Annotated in this window: 13 protein-coding genes and 4 pseudogenes; 9 read left to right on the top strand and 8 right to left on the bottom strand. The window is 39.8% G+C overall.

All coding sequences use genetic code 11. The annotated features are described in order from the left end of the window. Positions 1–33: 33 nt before the first annotated feature. Positions 34–843, bottom strand: a complete 810-nt coding sequence (locus tag HMPREF0027_RS09545; RefSeq protein WP_005624670.1) for a Cof-type HAD-IIB family hydrolase — start codon at positions 841–843, stop codon at positions 34–36. 125 nt (positions 844–968) lie between these two features. Between HMPREF0027_RS09545 and HMPREF0027_RS09540 the strand changes: the two genes are divergently transcribed. Then, a complete protein-coding gene (locus HMPREF0027_RS09540) occupies positions 969–1,646 on the top strand; it encodes an amidophosphoribosyltransferase (RefSeq protein WP_005624668.1) in 678 nt (225 codons plus the stop codon). A 76-nt stretch (positions 1,647–1,722) separates the two neighbouring features. Here the strand turns inward: HMPREF0027_RS09540 and HMPREF0027_RS09535 are convergent, their stop codons facing one another. Beyond that, positions 1,723–2,613: a LysR family transcriptional regulator gene (locus tag HMPREF0027_RS09535; RefSeq protein WP_005624666.1), complete on the bottom strand. Its 891-nt coding sequence runs from the start codon at positions 2,611–2,613 to the stop codon at positions 1,723–1,725. A 449-nt stretch (positions 2,614–3,062) separates the two neighbouring features. Next, entirely contained in the window at positions 3,063–4,052 is a 990-nt protein-coding gene (gene rsmC, locus HMPREF0027_RS09530; protein ID WP_005624664.1) for a 16S rRNA (guanine(1207)-N(2))-methyltransferase RsmC, read from the bottom strand. A 104-nt stretch (positions 4,053–4,156) separates the two neighbouring features. On the opposite strand from rsmC, the gene HMPREF0027_RS09525 reads away from it, so the two are divergent. The 4 genes from HMPREF0027_RS09525 to pdxH all read left to right on the top strand — a co-directional run bounded on the left by HMPREF0027_RS09525 (position 4,157) and on the right by pdxH (position 7,073). Further along, positions 4,157–4,579 (top strand): DNA polymerase III subunit psi, encoded by a 423-nt coding sequence (locus tag HMPREF0027_RS09525; protein ID WP_005624662.1) that lies wholly within the window; start codon positions 4,157–4,159, stop codon positions 4,577–4,579. Continuing rightward, positions 4,572–5,009 (top strand): ribosomal protein S18-alanine N-acetyltransferase, encoded by a 438-nt coding sequence (gene rimI, locus HMPREF0027_RS09520; RefSeq protein WP_005624660.1) that lies wholly within the window; start codon positions 4,572–4,574, stop codon positions 5,007–5,009. Before HMPREF0027_RS09525 ends, rimI begins: the two co-directional genes overlap by 8 nt. A gap of 22 nt (positions 5,010–5,031) precedes the next feature. Continuing rightward, positions 5,032–6,369: an ATP-dependent RNA helicase SrmB gene (gene srmB / locus HMPREF0027_RS09515; protein ID WP_005624658.1), complete on the top strand. Its 1,338-nt coding sequence runs from the start codon at positions 5,032–5,034 to the stop codon at positions 6,367–6,369. A gap of 74 nt (positions 6,370–6,443) precedes the next feature. After that, a complete protein-coding gene (gene pdxH / locus HMPREF0027_RS09510) occupies positions 6,444–7,073 on the top strand; it encodes a pyridoxamine 5'-phosphate oxidase (protein WP_005624656.1) in 630 nt (209 codons plus the stop codon). Positions 7,074–7,145: 72 nt separating this feature from the next. Here the strand turns inward: pdxH and HMPREF0027_RS09505 are convergent. Next, positions 7,146–8,782: pseudogene (locus HMPREF0027_RS09505) on the bottom strand (ABC transporter substrate-binding protein). Between the two features lie 198 nt (positions 8,783–8,980). Next, a pseudogene (locus HMPREF0027_RS09500) lies at positions 8,981–9,784 on the bottom strand (aldehyde dehydrogenase family protein); the annotation flags it as partial. Positions 9,785–9,935: 151 nt separating this feature from the next. On the opposite strand from HMPREF0027_RS09500, the gene HMPREF0027_RS09495 reads away from it, so the two are divergent. After that, positions 9,936–10,646: a tRNA1(Val) (adenine(37)-N6)-methyltransferase gene (locus tag HMPREF0027_RS09495; protein ID WP_005624646.1), complete on the top strand. Its 711-nt coding sequence runs from the start codon at positions 9,936–9,938 to the stop codon at positions 10,644–10,646. A 46-nt stretch (positions 10,647–10,692) separates the two neighbouring features. Here the strand turns inward: HMPREF0027_RS09495 and rraA are convergent, their stop codons facing one another. Beyond that, entirely contained in the window at positions 10,693–11,190 is a 498-nt protein-coding gene (rraA, locus tag HMPREF0027_RS09490) for a ribonuclease E activity regulator RraA (protein WP_005624644.1), read from the bottom strand. 263 nt (positions 11,191–11,453) lie between these two features. Between rraA and HMPREF0027_RS09485 the strand changes: the two are divergent. Both HMPREF0027_RS09485 and HMPREF0027_RS09480 read left to right on the top strand, forming a co-directional pair. Beyond that, a pseudogene (locus HMPREF0027_RS09485) lies at positions 11,454–12,203 on the top strand (formate/nitrite transporter family protein). 169 nt (positions 12,204–12,372) lie between these two features. Further along, entirely contained in the window at positions 12,373–13,197 is an 825-nt protein-coding gene (locus HMPREF0027_RS09480) for an alpha/beta hydrolase (RefSeq protein ID WP_005624640.1), read from the top strand. An 84-nt stretch (positions 13,198–13,281) separates the two neighbouring features. On the opposite strand, the gene HMPREF0027_RS09475 is transcribed toward HMPREF0027_RS09480, so the two are convergent. Then, positions 13,282–14,007, bottom strand: coding sequence for an esterase family protein (locus HMPREF0027_RS09475; RefSeq protein ID WP_005624638.1), 726 nt, complete (start codon positions 14,005–14,007; stop codon positions 13,282–13,284). An 11-nt stretch (positions 14,008–14,018) separates the two neighbouring features. Beyond that, positions 14,019–14,618, bottom strand: a pseudogene (locus tag HMPREF0027_RS09470) (ATP-grasp domain-containing protein); the annotation flags it as partial. On the opposite strand from HMPREF0027_RS09470, the gene HMPREF0027_RS09465 reads away from it, so the two are divergent. Further along, positions 14,604–15,486, top strand: an 883-nt coding sequence (locus tag HMPREF0027_RS09465; RefSeq protein WP_155812126.1) for a Dam family site-specific DNA-(adenine-N6)-methyltransferase, incomplete at its 3' end; no start/stop codon positions are given. The pseudogene HMPREF0027_RS09470 and the gene HMPREF0027_RS09465 sit on opposite strands and share 15 nt — an antisense overlap.

Raw genomic sequence — 15,486 nt, 5'->3', positions numbered from 1 at the left:
GGGGTGCAGATCACTATCGGATAGCTTTTTTAATTAAAGGATCTTAAATTCTTTTAATGCATGGAGTATGCCATCTTCCTCGATATGTTTCGTGATATAGTCAGCATGCTGTTTTAATTCTTGTTCTGCATTTCCCATTGCTACGCTAAAACCGACAGTATCAAACATTTCAATATCATTAAATCCATCTCCAAATGCCATCGTATTTTCGATATTTAAACCAAAATAGCGGATAACATCTTCGATACCACGGGCTTTAGAATTTTTGATACGTAGAATATCAACCGCATTTGAATTCCAGCGTACGGCTTTAAGTTCATCTAGCAGCAGGCCTGACGCACGAATTTCTTCATCACGACTTTCCGGATAAAACGCAAGCATCTGTACCGCAGTGCTTTTTAAATAGAATTTCGGGTCAACCACATAATCTGCTTTGATTGGTGCGGTCGCCGCTCGCACGATAGGATTTTCTTCCGACACCGCAATTTCTTCCGGTGTGACAAATGCATAAGCAATACCTAATGCATTAAGTTTTTCAATACAACGCTCAATTTGCTCAATAGTTAAACCATATTGACTAATCATTTGATCTTTATAGAAATTATACTGACCGTTAATCGTAACAAATAGCTCAAAGCCATGTTTGCCCATTAATGGTTTTAAGGCTTGAGGAAAACCACCAAAATTACGTCCAGTCGCAATAGCTGGGATAATACCTTTTTCTTTTAGTTTAGGTAGGACTTGTTGAGTGATTGAATCTGGAATATAAGCTTTTGATTTTACATAGAGTGTTTCATCAATATCAAAAAAGATGACTTTAATTGGCTGACTTGGTTTGGTCATTCGTTAGTCCTTAATAAAAAGCGAGTTATTAAGTAAAGATTTTACTCTTTTTTCGATCTATATCGCAAAAAATCTCCGATTTTTCTGATGAAAGTTTGATACAACCAAACTAAAAAGGAGTAAGTATGAATTATTGGGGATTTAGATGTATTCATTGCCGTAAACCATTAGCAATAGCGCAGCATACTATTTGTAGTAGCTGTTATCGAAAAATAGAAAAAAGCTGCTATTGTGGATGCTGTGGTGCATTATTGCCAGAAAATCAGTTATATTGCGGTAATTGTTTACGTAATGAGCCAAAATGGCATCGTATCGTACAGATTGCATATTATAAGCCACCGCTTTCCGATTGGATTCATCGGTTTAAGTTTCAGGATCAATTTTGGTTGGATCAAGGTCTTGCTAGATTGTTGCTATTAGCGATAAAGCAAGCGCAAAGAACACATCAATTAGAATTGCCGGAGGTAATTTTCCCAGTACCGCTTTTTTGGCACAGAGAATGGCAGAGGGGTTTTAATCAAGCGCAGCTGCTGGCGGAACATTTATCAAATTGGCTAAATATTCCTTTAGATAATGTTAGTTTAAAGCGAGTGCGAGCGACATATTCTCAACGACAACTTACAGCCTATGAGCGGAAGCGCAATTTAAAAGGCGCATTTCGTTATACGCCAAATCGAGCATATCACCGTGTTGCGATTATTGATGATGTGGTGACAACCGGCTCAACGTTAAATGCAATTTGTGCCGAGTTACTTAAGCAGGGTGTACAGCACATTCAAGTTTGGACATTAGCTCGAGCTTAATTTAGCTTTAACAAGCGGTCATTTTCACAGATTTTTTGCAAAAATAACCGCTTGTATGGATTTGTATATGAAGGAATTAGGTTAAATTTCTAAAATAATCGATGATTAATTGGCTTGCCACTCGTACTTTTTCAGACTGAATACGCTGCGGCGTAACTAAATATAGTGGTGTTTTTGGTAATTTCCAATCTGAACAAAGTGAGATTAATTTGCCGGATTCAAGCTGATCTCGAATATATTTAATCGGGAGTTTAGTAATACCTAATCCATTTAGCAGTAAACCTTTTGCCGCATTGAGTGAATTGCAAGTAATACGATAATAGGGCATAAATGTTGCGGTATCTCGTCCTCGGCTTAGCAGTATTGGAGATTTTTTCTTTTCTTTATCCGGATAACTAATCCAGTCCAGCTTCTCTAGTTCGGATAAATTTTTGGGCAATCCATGGTGCTTAATATAGTCGTGATGCGCCACAATTGCCCATTCAAAATTATGTAGATGACGAGCGACAGTGCGGTCATCTGTGATATTGCCCGAACGTAGCAAAATATTAAATTTCTGCTCCGAAATATCAACAGGAGTATCTTCAAAGGTAATATTCAAACGAATTTCCGGATGATTATCGAGAATATTCTTAAACGTTCTGATTAAAAAACTATCAATTAGACCACTTACAGAAGCGATTTTTAATTCGCCGACAGGTTCTGAGCGAAGCGCTTCAATGCTGCGAACCGCATTTTCTGCGCTGTGTTGAATATGTGCAATATGCTGATAAAAAATGTTCCCCGCATCAGTTAAGGATAGCTTTCGTGTTGTTCTATTTAACAGTTTGATTTTTAAATGATTTTCTAACTTTTTAATCGTTTGCGTTACCGCGGAGGGTGTCATGGACAACTTCTCAGCGGCCGCTTGCATCGCACCTTGCTCAACGACGGTTACAAAGACCAGAATTGCCTTGTAATCATACATACAAAATCCTTTTATTAAGTTGTGCTTAATAGTGTATTAAGTAAAATGGGGTTGTTAAGGCATTTTAAATCATTACAATTAATTTGAAATTTTTACTATTTCATTATTTTTAGCAATGACATATATGAACTAGTGATGCCTTAGAGTTATGATGAGATTCTACGGCTTTTTAGTGTCTTTGCTTAGCGAACTTTTGTATAAAAATAGAAAATTTTCTATTTCAAATGTAAAGCGTTTGTTGAATTAATGAAATAGGGAAAATTTCTGTTATCTCCATTATGAATGAGTATTATTTGTAATAAATGAATAATACATTGGAGTAATAAGTATAGTTATCAACCGCACTAAACAATTTTGATAGTGATTTACGAATTATTATTAGAAGTATTTTGTGACTGTTTTTTTTTCAAAGACGGCTGAAAAGGATTTTCTGGCCGTCTTTTTTCGCTTTAAGCTTTAGCGGAATACACTTTAAATTTATTGGATTTGGCAATAACGGTATGTGAACCGAAAGCTTTATCCAATAAATCCGGATAAGGTAAGAAAGCATTCGCGACAATACGCAGTTCTCCACCACGATTTAAACGATTTTTCGCTTGTGCAATTAAATCTTCTACTGCTCGATAGGCGGTATCAATGCCATCGTGAAATGGCGGGTTTGATACGATCAAATCAAAACGTTCCTCAATATGCGAAAACACATCGCTTGCCACTACAGTTCCTTCCAAAGCATTTTCTGCCAATGTACGACGAGATGATTCAAGTGCCATCGCATGAATATCGGACATAGTTAATTTAATCTTTTCAAATTGCTGTTTTAGGCTTGCCCCAATCACACCGGCTCCGCAGCCAAGATCCAGTATTTTTCCTTTTAAGCGGTCTGCTTTATTAAAACTCGAAAGTAATAATTGCGTGCCACCGTCTAATTCTGCCGAACTAAATACAGCCGGTAAAGCAAAAATGGTCAGATCTGGTAGCTGGTAAGATTTCCAGAATTTTTTACTGTTAAATTCAGGAATACTTTGCAACTCAAAATGATATAAACCGCAGCGACGAGCGGAATCAATTTTGGCGATATTGCCGTAAGGCTCAAGTAATTTTTCTACTGAACGCACACCGGCACGGTTTTCACCGATAATCAACATTTCTTGTCCTACATCGGCTTGCGAAAGCCATTGTAGTAATTGATATTGACATTCTTGCTTATTTTTAGTCCAGTAAAAGACGGCTAATTCAGCGTTAATTTCGCAATCTAAACCGAAGCTCACATCGGCATATTGGCGTGCATAATCGAAATAACTGCTAAAAACGGCAACGCTTTTTGCATTCGCTTTTATTTGATCGGCAAAGCGATCTCGAACATCACCAAAAAGTAAAATGGATTTATTGGCAAATAACGGTAAATGACGAGTTAATACTTCACTTTCAAGAGAGAGCATAAATATCCTTTTATTTCTGAATATTACAGAGCGTAATCATAAAAACATTTCCGCATTTTACCGACTTTTGGTACTATTCCCTACTTGTTTTTGCGAGGTATGAGATGAATCGGCGAGATTTGCTATTAAATGAGATGAATATTCCTCAATGGGTGCTAACAAAACCGCAAGTATTAAAGGGCGATGCGCAAATTCGCTTGGATAAAGCGGTGAAACTGGTTGTGGTATGTGAAGAGAATCATCAAACTAGCGGTCTGTTTTCGGATATTTTACGCACCTTGCAGTTGCAGCCAAACCAATATCAATGGTTGGATGCGGAACAAGCCCAGCGTTTAGCTTTTGAACATCAGCCTATTTTTTGGTTAATCCAAGCAGAATCACAAGCGGTTGAAATTGCAAAAAAATTTGCAAATCAGACCGCTTGGCAACATAGCTCGTGGCAAGATTTAACTAATGTCACAACTAAATGCCAACTTTGGCGACAAATGGCGGCATTTTGTCAGCATTTTGGGGATAATCATGATTGAAGTAGTGAATGAATCGGATTTTGACCGCTTGTTTGAAATTGAACAAGCCGCACACCTCGTACCTTGGAGTAAAGGCACGTTACTCAATAATCAAGGCGATAAATATTTAAATCTCAAGCTGACCGAACAAAATCAAATCGTGGCTTTTGCTATTTGCCAAACCGTATTGGATGAAGCAACCTTATTTAATATTGCGGTTGATCCTCGTTTCCAAGCAAAAGGTTACGGCAAACGTTTATTATCCGCCTTAATTGAAAGACTGCGTGAACAAGGTATCTTAACGCTTTGGTTGGAAGTACGAGAATCCAATCTCGCCGCACAAAAATTATATGACGCACTCGGTTTTAATGAAGTCACTATTCGTAAAAATTATTATCCGACACCGAGTGGCGCAAGAGAAAATGCCGTTGTGATGGCATTGTATTTATAAATAATTAGGAACATTAAACATAATGACCACAGAAACCCCATTAATAACCTTTGAGGAATTAGATTTAGCCCCTCAACTGTTAAAAGCACTAAATAAAAAAGGCTACAAACGCCCGACCGCCGTACAAGCAGAAACCATTCCGCACGCACTTGACGGACGTGACTTACTTGGTTCGGCACCAACCGGTACCGGCAAAACTGCCGCATTTTTATTGCCGGCAATTCAAAATTTATTGGATTACCCACGCCGTAAACTGGGCGCACCACGCATTTTAATTTTAACCCCAACCCGTGAACTTGCGATGCAAGTGGCGGAAGAAGCTCAGGCTTTTGCTGAATTTACTAAACTTAGTATTGCAACGATTACCGGCGGTGTGGCGTATCAAAACCACGGCGAAGTGTTTAACAGCAACCAAGATATTGTGGTCGCGACACCGGGACGTTTAATGCAATATATCAAAGAAGAAAATTTTGACTGTCGTGCGGTGGAGATTTTGATCTTTGATGAAGCAGACCGTATGTTACAAATGGGTTTTGGTCAAGATGCGGAAAAAATTGCGGCGGAAACCCGTTGGCGTAAACATACGTGGTTATTCTCAGCAACGCTGGAAGGCGAGTTGTTAGTTGATTTTACCGACCGTATTTTGGATAACCCGTTAAAAATTGATGCGGAACCAAGCCGCCGTGAGCGTAAAAAAATCCAACAATGGTATTACCATGCGGATAACTTAGAACACAAAACTAAATTACTTGCCCGTTTAATTTCTACGATGAAAATGGAAAAAGCAATCGTCTTTGTTCGCCGTCGTGAAGATGTGCGTGAGTTAAGTGATACATTACGTAAACGTGGCTTACGTTCGACTTATTTGGAAGGCGATATGGCGCAAACTCAGCGCAATCAAGCGATCGCTCGTTTAAAAGACGGTGTAGTGAACGTGTTGGTCGCAACGGATGTTGCTGCTCGTGGTATTGATATTGATGATGTCGATTATGTGATTAACTTCGACTTACCGTACAGTGCAGATACTTATTTGCATCGTGTCGGTCGTACTGCTCGTGCCGGTAAAAAAGGTTCGGCAATCTCATTAGTGGAAGCACACGATTACAAACTGTTAGGCAAAATCAAACGCTATACCGAAGAGTTGTTAAAAGCGAGGGTGATTGAAGGTTTGGAGCCTCGTACTAAAGCGCCGAAAGACGGCGAGTTGAACACTACGACCAAAAAAGAAAAAGCACGTATTAAAAAACGCAAAGAAGCGAAAAAAGAAGCGGCAAAAGCCAAAGTAAAAGTGCGTCATAAAGACACCAAAAATATTGGTAAACGTCGTAAACCGGCTTCAGAAGCGGCAAAATTTGCGTAATACAAGCGGTTGAATTTTTGCAAAATTTTGCGGAAATTTGACCGCTTTTGTTTTCTAGTTTGTAGAGGAAAAACATGGATCTACACAACATCCGAGAAGATTATAGTAAACAAGAATTGTCTCAAGCTCATTGCCATGCGGATCCGATTCAACAATTCGAACAATGGCTACAAGAAGCGATTAGCGCCAAAGTGAATGAGCCGACAGCGATGAACGTTGCTACAGTTCTTGATAGCAAACCGACCAGCCGTATTGTGTTATTAAAAGAAGTGAATCCAAACGGCTTTGTATTTTTTACCAACTATCAAAGTCGTAAAGGGCAATCGATTGAACAAAATCCTTATGCCGCATTAACCTTTTTCTGGGCGGAGTTAGAGCGTTCGGTACGGATTGAAGGACGTATTGAAAAAATTTCCGCTGAGGAATCGGATCGCTATTTTGCCAGCCGTCCTTATACCAGCCGAGTCGGTGCTTGGGCGAGTAATCAGAGTCAAGTGTTAGCCAGTAAAAGCGAGTTAGTGGCAAAGGCGGCATTGATTGCGGCGAAACATCCGTTACACGTACCTCGTCCACCGCATTGGGGCGGTTATATCGTATTACCGGAACGCATTGAATTTTGGCAGGGCAGACCAAGTCGTTTGCATGACAGGATTTGTTATTGCCTTGTTGAAGGAAAGTGGCATAAAGAAAGGTTATCGCCATAAGGTAGGGCAAATAAAAAATGGTGGGATTTCCCACTATTTTTGGTTGATTTGACTAAATTAGCCTAAAGACTTTTAGTCAGCTAATTTTGTACCGTACAAATAAGTATAACCGAACGGGTTTTGTTTGTAGTCTTGTACACGTTTGCTGGTTGGTGCAAAGTTAATAGAGTGTGCAACGTTAATCCACGGTGCTTGTTCTCTTAACAATACTTGTGCCTGTTCATAGAGTTTAGTACGTTCCGCCTTATCCGATAAACCGAGCGCTTTATCTAATAACGCATCTAACTCAGGGCTGTTAAAGCGAGCATAGTTACTGTTGCCAACGTTTGCTGAACCGAATAATGGCGATAAGAAGTTATCCGGATCACCGTTATCACCCGACCAACCGTAAGTGCCGGCAGTGAATTCGCCTGCTTTTGAGCGTTTAATATAATCGCCCCATTCATAGGTCACCAATTTCGCTTTTACACCGATTTTCGCCCAGTCCGCCTGAATAATTTCAGACATACGGCGCGGATTCGGATTTGAAGCACGCACGACCGGTTGTACCCAAAGTTCGGTTTCAAAACCGTTCGGATAGCCTGCTTCCGCTAAAAGTTGTTTCGCTTTCTCAACATTAAATTCCGATTCCGCTAAACTGTCGTTGTAGCCCCAAATGGTTGGTGGTAACGGATTTTTCGCTGCAATACCGGCACCTTGATAAACCACATCAATAATTGCTTTTTTATCGACCGCGAGATTTAACGCTTGGCGTACTTTTACGTTATTAAGCGGTGCTTTTTCGGTGTTAAATGCCACATAAGCGATATTTAAGCCCGGTTGAGAAAGTAATTGTACTTTCGGATCGGTTTTCATTTTTTCAATATCGGTCGCATTCGGGAAGTCGATTAAATCGCACTGACCTGCTTGTAATTTTGCATAACGAGCGGTTGCATCCGGCACAATTTCAAAAATTAAGCGGTCAAAATCTGCTTTGCCATTCCAATAATCTTTATGTGCGACATAGCGGCTTGCCTGATCTAACACGTAACCGGTAAAAGCAAATGGACCGGTACCAATCGGAGTGGTGTCGATGGTTTCCGGTTTACCGGCTTTTAACATCGCATCCGCATATTCCGCAGAATAGATCGAAGTGAAGTCCATACCTAAACTTGAAACGAAGGTCGCATCACGTTTGGTTAAAGTAAATTTCACCGTATGATCGTCCACTTTCTCAACCGATTTTAATAAGGTTGGGAATTTCATCGCTTTAAAGTACGGATAAGTTGCTTTTGATACCGTATGATAAGGATGATTCGGATCTAATTGGCGGTTAAATGAAAATACTACGTCATCGGCATTAAAATCACGGTTTGGGGTAAATTCTTTGTTTGAGTGGAATTTTACACCTTTGCGTAAGTGGAAAGTGTAAGTTAAGCCGTCTTCGGAAATATCCCAAGATTCGGCTAACGCCGGCTCAATCTCAGTTGAACCACGTTTAAACTCAACTAAACGGTTATAAACTTGTTGTGAGCTTGCATTGTACGAAATACCGTCCATTGCCAGTGCCGGGCTGAAATATTGCGGTGAACGGCTAACGCAGTTCACAAAAGTTTTTCGGCAACCGGTTTCGCTGTGGTTTTAGCATCAGTGTTTTTATCGTCACAAGCGGTTAAGGCAAGTGCTACTAATACACCTGCACTTACTTTAGTTAAAGTCGCTAATTTCATAAGTGCTTCTCCAAGTAGGATTTTAGATAAATCGCAAAATAAAAAGTTGCGAGAGGTTACCCTGTCTGAGCAATGGAGTAAAGAACAAAAGGCATTTCGTTATAACAAAAAGGTATAAAAAGCGGTCTGATTTGCCCAAGATTTTGCAAAAAAAGTGAGAAATCAGACCGCTTGTTCACGGAGATTCAATTCCGACCATTAGTACATGCCTTCACGTTCTTCACGGGTACTGATGTAGATATTTTTCACTTGGGTATAAGCATCTAACATCATTTGGTGGGTTTCACGCCCGATACCAGAAGATTTATAACCGCCGAACGGTGCGCCCGCCGGCAGAATATTATAGCAATTGACCCAAACACGACCGGTTTCGATCGCTTGTGCAACACGTAATGCACGATTAATGTCTTTAGTCCAAACACCGCCGCCTAAGCCGTATTCCGAATCGTTCGCCATGCGAATAACATCTTCTTCGGTTTTAAATTTAATCACGGTTGCCACCGGTCCGAGGATTTCTTCTTGAGCAATTCGGCTGTTATTATCTTTCGATTCAATTAAAGTCGGTTCGACAAATTCGCCATTGGCAAGGTTATCAGCTAAGACTTTTTTACCGCCGGTAATAATGCGACCCCCTTCTTCTTCACCGATTTTGACATATTTTAAGATAGTGTTGAGCTGCCCCGCATTGACCTGTGCACCCATTTGAGTGTCATCTTCCCACGGTAAACCGACTTTGACTTTCTTAAATTCTTCGGCTAATGCCGCCACAAATTTGTCATAAATTCCTTCTTGTACAAAGATGCGTGAACCGGCACAACAGACTTGTCCTTGATTGAATAAAATACCTTTTTGTGCGCCCTCTAATGCTTTGTCGAACGGCATATCGTCAAAGAAAATATTAGCCGATTTACCGCCTAATTCTAAAGTTGCCGGAATGAGTAATTCCGCGGCGGAAACGGCAATATGACGACCCACTTCGGTTGAACCGGTAAATGCCAATTTATATTTTTATGATGCTATGCTAAAGAAACCAAATATTTGGCATTGATAATGAATAAAAATTCAATACTTATTCTAGTTCTGATCAGTTGTAGAAGCAAACAAACAATGCGATTATAGTGGATATTTTATTTTTGGATGAAGACAGCACAAGATGAGCAAATCGCAAGGCTTTCAATTTAAGCAGTTTTTTATCGCACATGATAAGTGTGCCATGAAAGTGAATACAGACGGGATCTTATTAGGTGCAAGCGCAGATGTGACCGGGGTTGAGCAGATCTTAGATCTCGGTACTGGTACCGGTTTAGTGGCGGTGATGCTAGCGCAACGAACTGCGGAAACAACGCAAATTACGGCGCTTGAATTAGAGCCGAACGCTTATCAACAAGCGGTCGAAAATTGCCAAAATTCTGTATTTTCTGACCGTTTACACGTGTGCCAAGGCGATGTATTGCAGCATCATTTTGAGAAGAAATTCGATTTAATTGTGTCTAATCCGCCTTATTTTACCGATAGTTTGGCTTCCCGCTCTCAGGCAAGAGATTTGGCACGGGCTGCGACGCAAAGCCATTTGGCTTGGCTGCTACAGGCAAAGCAATGGTTATCGGAGCAAGGCGAAATTACTTTTATTTTACCTTTTGATACCGCAGAGAAATTGCGAGTACAGAGCCAAACAAGCGGCCTGTTTTGCACAAAAATTTGCAAAATTATCACTAAGCAAGGGCAGCAGCCTAAGCGTATGATTGTGAGCTTTTCGCTCCGAAATGTCCCGCTTCAAGTGCAAAAATTGGTGATTTATAATTCGGAGTATCAATATACCGAAGCATTTAAACAGCTGACTAAGGCGTTTTATCTCAATATGTAATCAACAAAAAAACCGACCAATCGTCCGGTTTCTGTGTTACGTTATTTTATTCTTCTAATTCGGCGAGATCTAAAAATTCTGGTGAAAGGATAATACCAGTGAGATCGGCATAAACATAATCTTCAGGGAAGAATGTCACGCCGCCAAAGTTAACCGGCGTATCAACTTCACCAATGTCCGTATCATCAGCACCAACAGGAATTGGTGCTAGCGCATGAATACCGATGTCTAGGGTTTCAAGCACATCAAGTTGGCGCACCGCACCGTACACAATAATGCCTTCCCAGCCGTTATCGACCGCTAATTGTGCTAATTCCGCATCAATCAGCGCACGGCGAACCGCACCGCCGCCATCTACGAGCAGCACACGACCGTTACCTTCTTCTTCCAGCACTTCTGCAATTAACCCATTGTTTTCGAAGCATTTTACAGTTGTGATTTTGCCGTAAAAAGATGATGCACCGCCGAAGCTGGAAAAAATAGGCTCCACGACATCAACTTGATCAGAATAAATATCACAAAGTGCTGAGGTATCAATACGCATAAGATGCTCCTGTTTATAAAACTGTTTATTGGTTCGGAGTATAACTCTAGATAGCGAATTTACAAAATTTTTGGTGATTTCGCCCGCTTATTTTGCGAGATAGCTCACATTTTTAAACATATAACTAAAATGCGTGATATATAACCTCAGATTCTTTATCTAAAGCTAAGCGCTCTGTTACATTTTTGCCATTCTTTAATTAACATTTAATTTACATTATGCACAACAGAGACCTTTACCCACACGAAATCCTATAAGATGTTATCGACAAAAGTTTTGCCAAATCACAAAGTAGCTTGAAAATGCTTGCTATTTTAAGCTTTCTTGGTGGCGGTTATGTGAGTTTCGGCTATATCGCTTATCTCAAAGTGGTTAGCGGTATTCCGCCGGAATGGGGCGGACTTGCTAACTTATTGGGCGCAGCGGTTTTCCCGATTTGCTTAATTTGTATTTTGATTGGCGGCGGTGAGCTGGCAACCGGTAATATGATGCTGATGGCATTAGGTAAATTCAGTAAAAAAGTCAGCTTACCGAAATTAGTCTGCAACTGGGTGATTGTCAGTTTAGGTAACTTAGTTGGTGCGGTGACCATGGCATTTTTCTTAGGTCATTATGTCGGCTTAGCGGAAGGTGTTTCGGCAGCGAAAACCATTGCGATTGCGGAAGCTAAAGTGAATATGGACTTCGGCCGTGCATTTATCTCGGCAATTGCTTGTAACTGGATGGTGTGTATGGGGATTTGGTTCTACTTCGGCGCAAAACAAACCTCAGGGCGAATTTTAGCGATGTGGTTCCCGGTGATGACCTTCGTATTAATTGGTTTACAACATTTCGTTGCAAATATGTTTATTATTCCGGCGGGTATTTGGGCAGGCGCTAACGTTACTTGGGGGTAATTCTTCTTTAATATGATTCCGGTGTTCTTAGGTAATGTAACCGGCGGTGCAGTATTTGTTGGTGTGTCTTATCTGTTTGCCTATAAGCATTTACTAAAAGACGACTATTCAATCTAAGTTAATTACAAGCGGTCATTTCTCTGCAAAATTTTGCAAAAAGATGACCGCTTGTTTCTTTTCTAAAAAGCCCTTCCGAATCATGTTAAATTTTGTACAAAACCGCTTGTATTTCAGAAACAAAAAACGTTACGATCTTGTTTAAAAATCATTAAAGTTGGGATATCAAATGAGTTTAGATAAATACTATCTGAAAATGGAAGAGCATTTTCTGTATGTGCCTTACTACAATCATCACCGCCGTATTCGTGTGTTGTTGCCAAAAGACTATCACCAAGAGAATTGGCAAACTTATCCCGTACTTTATATACACGACGGGCAGAATGTGTTTTATAGTAAAGAGTCCTATTCGGGTTATTCGTGGAAAATTATTCCGACCATTAAAAATCATCAAGAATTTCCGAATCTGATTATTGTTGGGATCGATAATGCTGCAGTACACCGTTTAGATGAATATGCGCCGTGGCGAACCGATGTTGGACATACGCCGGAAGCACGTAACGCCGGCGGTATGGGCGTGGAATACGGGCAGTGGGTGGTGAATACGGTGAAACCGTTTATTGATTCACACTACCGAACCAAACCACAACGTGAGCATACGCTATTGGCCGGTAGCTCAATGGGTGGCATTATTACCGCTTATATGGGCGCGGCTTATCCGGATACTTTCGGTCATTTAGGCGTATTTTCTTCTGCGTCTTGGTTTAGCGAATCCGCCTTTTTAGATTTTGTACATCGCCACCCACTGAATAAAGCAAGTAAAGTGTTTATTCAGGTAGGTACGAATGAAGGCGATGATATGGATGCGCAATATATTTCGAATATGAATCAGGCTTATATCAATAGTTCGCTTTATTACTATCAAGCGCTACTTCGCACTTTTCATCCAATTGATAACATTCGCTTAAAAATTATGGCAAATGAAACCCACCATGAAGTACATTGGGCAAATCATTTTGTGGAATTTTTAAGCTTTTCTTTAATGGGAAAATAGACGAGCAAAGAAAGCAAACAAGCGGTTAAATTTTACAATTTTTTTGCAGAATTTAACCGCTTGTATTTTGGGAAAGAGGAGTGTTTAGATAATATTTTGCTCTGCCAATTTACCTAAGAAATACGGCATCATTTTGCGCCATGACGGCCAGTCATGTTCAACGTCGTGTCCCCAATCAAACCACGCCGGAATAGCTTTTGCATTGAACGCTTCTTGTAAACGGCGGGTATCTTCCACGTGTTGTTCTTCCCAAGCACCTTGTCCAACCGCAATAATAAAATGATTTTGACGGTAACGATTTAAGAACCAATCGTCATTTTGCCCCCAAAGCGAATCGATAGACGAATTAAAATATACGGTCGGATCGCCATAAAATTCACCGGTAAAGAAACGCACGTCATAAACACCGCTCAGTGCAATAGTGGTATCAAACAAATCAGGATGACGAAGTGCAAAATTGACCGAATGGAATGCACCCATACTGCAGCCGGTAGCGATCATCGTACCGTTCCAATTTGCTTCGTGGACGATATAACGGTCGTAAGCGTTATGTGCCAACGCCATATCGTGACCGGATTTGTGTAACGCCAACCACGATTCGCTATCGTAAGAATCCGGTGTGTAGAACTTGACTAAACCGCGATCAATAAATTCACGGCAAGTCTCAATCATACCGAAGTTACCGTATTCGTTTTGATTGCCTCCAGAGGAAGGAAACACGATTACCGGTTTACCGGCATGACCATACACATTAAAGTGCATTTTACGGCCTAATTCACCACTCCAATGACTTCTTCTTTCAAAAGGCATGGTTAGCTCCTTTACTGTTTTTGTTGTGCAAAACGGACAATTTCACGTAACTGTTCCATGGTTTCGGTACGGACTAAAATGCCATGTTCGCCCATAATTTTGGCAAATACGCCCGGTACGGTTTGTACGCTGATAATATTGTCGGCAAATTTATGACAAACGTCCTCAATGCTGTTCAGATAATTTTGGTTCGCTTTACGTGAGATATATACGACATTCCACGGATGGGTAATTTCTGCATAGAATTTGTTTTCCGTTACGATACTGGCGTATTCACGGAACACATCGAAATCATTCGCATAGTTCCACATATCAATAGTTAAACCACCCAGCGGACGGCAGTTAATTTCAAGCGGTAATAATTCGCCGGTTTTTTTCACACGGAAAAACTCGAAGTGGAAGAAATGTTCACGCACTTTAAAGGCTTCAACACAGATTTTGCCTAATTCGACTAATTTCGGTGAGATTTCACGTGGTACGTAATAGAACATATCACCATCTTTTTCCACCGTATCTAACACTGCTTCAGAATACTCGAGGCTAGAGTAGAACACGATATTACCTTCGTGATCGGTTAAACCGTCAAAGGTCACGATATCGCCATCAATAAAAAGTCAGATGATTTTATTATCAAGTCACCGTTAAACTATACAGGAGGAAAAGCTAAACTGCTACCACAGATAAAGGATAAACTTCCTAAAAAAATGACCGTTTTTTATGATATTTTTTCAGGTGGAGCCAATGTAGGTGTTAATATCAAATCTGAAAGTGTTTTTTGCATTGATAAAAATGAATCATTAATCAATTTAATGAACTATATTAAATCATCTTCTTATGACGAGCTAATTTGTATTCTTGAAGATAAGATAAACTATTACAATTTAAGCGATTCATTTAGAAATGGATATGAGTTCTACGGCTGTAACAGCAGTAATAGTCTTGGAAAGTATAATAAACAAGGATTTAATAAGTTAAAGCAGGATTATAACAAATCAAAAGACAATGTGCTTTTCTTATTGTTAATTATTTTTGGATTTAATAATCAAATTCGCTTTAATAGAAAAGGAGATTTTAATTTACCTGTTGGCAAACGAGATTTCAATTCAAGTTTGAGGAAAAAACTTCGTTCATTTATAGAAAGAATTAAAAATATATATTTTATTTGCAAAGATTTTAGACAGCTAGATATTAAGGCTTTAGCAAAAGATAACGCATTTCTATACTTAGACCCTCCCTATATACTTGGCACGGCAACATATAATGAAAATGGAGGGTGGACTGAAGAAGATGAAAGGGATTTTTTAAGTTTCTTAAAAAAATGTGATTTTGAAGGTATCAAATTTGCCTTATCTAACGTAATGGTTCATAATGGTGACACACATGATCTATTATTGCAATGGTGTTTAGATAATTCATTTAGCATTCACTATCTAATACATAGCTACAATAATGCAAACTATCAAAAGAAAAAAAATGGGG

The organism is Actinobacillus ureae ATCC 25976 (assembly GCF_000188255.1).
GTDB lineage: Bacteria > Pseudomonadota > Gammaproteobacteria > Enterobacterales > Pasteurellaceae > Actinobacillus > Actinobacillus ureae.
This window is presented reverse-complemented; position numbering and strand designations above follow the sequence as displayed.

What these genes read in the sequence shown, in the direction of transcription:
- HMPREF0027_RS09545 (WP_005624670.1), bottom strand. Translation starts at nt 843, where the DNA reads ATGACCAAACCAAGTCAGCCAATTAAAGTCATCTTTTTTGATATTGAT.
- HMPREF0027_RS09540 (WP_005624668.1), top strand. Translation starts at nt 969, where the DNA reads ATGAATTATTGGGGATTTAGATGTATTCATTGCCGTAAACCATTAGCA.
- HMPREF0027_RS09535 (WP_005624666.1), bottom strand. Translation starts at nt 2,613, where the DNA reads ATGTATGATTACAAGGCAATTCTGGTCTTTGTAACCGTCGTTGAGCAA.
- rsmC (WP_005624664.1), bottom strand. Translation starts at nt 4,052, where the DNA reads ATGCTCTCTCTTGAAAGTGAAGTATTAACTCGTCATTTACCGTTATTT.
- HMPREF0027_RS09525 (WP_005624662.1), top strand. Translation starts at nt 4,157, where the DNA reads ATGAATCGGCGAGATTTGCTATTAAATGAGATGAATATTCCTCAATGG.
- rimI (WP_005624660.1), top strand. Translation starts at nt 4,572, where the DNA reads ATGATTGAAGTAGTGAATGAATCGGATTTTGACCGCTTGTTTGAAATT.
- srmB (WP_005624658.1), top strand. Translation starts at nt 5,032, where the DNA reads ATGACCACAGAAACCCCATTAATAACCTTTGAGGAATTAGATTTAGCC.
- pdxH (WP_005624656.1), top strand. Translation starts at nt 6,444, where the DNA reads ATGGATCTACACAACATCCGAGAAGATTATAGTAAACAAGAATTGTCT.
- HMPREF0027_RS09495 (WP_005624646.1), top strand. Translation starts at nt 9,936, where the DNA reads ATGAGCAAATCGCAAGGCTTTCAATTTAAGCAGTTTTTTATCGCACAT.
- rraA (WP_005624644.1), bottom strand. Translation starts at nt 11,190, where the DNA reads ATGCGTATTGATACCTCAGCACTTTGTGATATTTATTCTGATCAAGTT.
- HMPREF0027_RS09480 (WP_005624640.1), top strand. Translation starts at nt 12,373, where the DNA reads ATGAGTTTAGATAAATACTATCTGAAAATGGAAGAGCATTTTCTGTAT.
- HMPREF0027_RS09475 (WP_005624638.1), bottom strand. Translation starts at nt 14,007, where the DNA reads ATGCCTTTTGAAAGAAGAAGTCATTGGAGTGGTGAATTAGGCCGTAAA.